The following is a 1,596-nucleotide window of genomic DNA, read 5'->3' as shown; positions in this document are numbered from 1 at the left end:
AATTTCGTGCAGCGGCTGATGGCTGAGAACGGCATCTACTGGTTTTTCGAGCACTCGAAGGGCTATCACCGGATGGTGTTCGTGGACCACGTGGGCGCGCACAAGCCGGTGCAGAGCGAGGCGTATCACACGCTCGCGTACTACCCGCCGGGGCACAGGATCGACGCGGAGTATATCGACGCGTTCGATATCGCCCAGACGTTGCAGTCGGGCGTCTGGACCACCGGCGACTATGACTTCAAGCAGCCCGAAGCCAATCTTGGCGTGCGCAAGGTCCAGCCGCAGAAGACGATCCACAATGATCTGGCGCGCTACGAGTGGCCCGGCGACTACACCGACCCGGTCGAAGGCGAGAAGTCCGCGCAGATCCGCATCGAGGAACTGTTCGCGCGCGGCGAGCGCGCCGAAGGCCGTGGCGCGCTGCGCAATGTCGTATGCGGGACGACCTTCCATCTGGAGAACCATCCGTATCGCAAGGCGAACCAGGAATACATGGTGATCCGCGCGAAGCTCGATGCCGAAGAGACGATGGAATCGACCGGTCCGGGCGTCTACTGGTTCGACACCGACTTCACCGTGCAACCGGCGACCAATGTATTCCGTCCGGCGCGCACGGTCCCGAAGCCGCGCACGACCGGGCCGCAGAGCGCCGTGGTGACGGGCTTCGATAGAAACGTCGTGTCCACCGAACCGTATGGCCGCGTGACGCTTAAATTCCGCTGGGACCGCTCGCCGAACCGGGACGAGAATTCGTCGTGCTGGGCGCGGGTCATGTCGCCGTGGGCGGGCAATGGTCACGGGGCCATCAGCCTGCCTCGCATCGGCACGGAAGTGATCGTGGATTTTATCGACGGCGACCCGGACCGGCCGTTCGTCATCGGGCAGGCCTACAACGCGGACAACATGCCGCCGTGGCCGTTGCAGGACAACCATGCCCTGTCAGGCCTGCTCAGTCGCAATCTGGAAGGGAGCGGGTCGAACCAGTTCGTTGCGGACGACACACCGGACCGGTTACAGGCGCAGGTGACGAGCGATCAGGCGAACTCGCGGCTGGTGGTGGGTTACAACACGCGCATCGTGCCCGGCGAGGGACGCAAACAGGCGCGCGGCATCGGCTGGGAACTCGCCACCGATTCATGGGGCGTGGTCCGCGCAAACCGGGGCATGCTGGTGACCACCGAGACGCGCAGCGGTGCGCAGTCGCCCGCGAAGGACATGGGCGAGACGGTGCAGCGCCTGACGCAGGCGCGCGCGCAACATGAGGACATGGCGCAGCTCGCGCAGCAGCACAACGCGCAGTCGTCGGACGCGAGCCAGCACGACGCCGCGAAAGCCATCAAGGCGCAGAACGACGCGATCCGGGGCGACACCGCCCACTGGCGTGAAAATCCGTTCCCCGAAATGACGCGACCCGATCTTGTCGTTGCGAGCGCGGCGGGCATCGGCATGAGCGCCACACAGGGCACGCACATCGTGAGTGGCCAGGATCATGCGGTGACAGCAGGTCGCGACGTGAGCGTGTCGTCGGGGCGCTCACTGTTCGCGTCGGTGCGCGGTGCGATCTCGATGTTCGCCTACCAGCTTGGGCTGAAACTG

General features: G+C 65.1%; 1 protein-coding gene. It reads left to right on the top strand.

Annotated features, from left to right (window positions below):
• Positions 1-6: 6 nt before the first annotated feature.
• Positions 7-1,596, top strand: a 1,590-nt coding sequence (locus B0G73_RS39915) for a type VI secretion system Vgr family protein (protein WP_258194194.1), incomplete at its 3' end; no start/stop codon positions are given.

The organism is Paraburkholderia sp. BL25I1N1, from assembly GCF_003002025.1.
Taxonomy (GTDB): domain Bacteria; phylum Pseudomonadota; class Gammaproteobacteria; order Burkholderiales; family Burkholderiaceae; genus Paraburkholderia.
The sequence above is the reverse complement of the archived record's forward strand: the minus strand, read 5'-3'. Positions and strand labels throughout refer to the sequence as shown.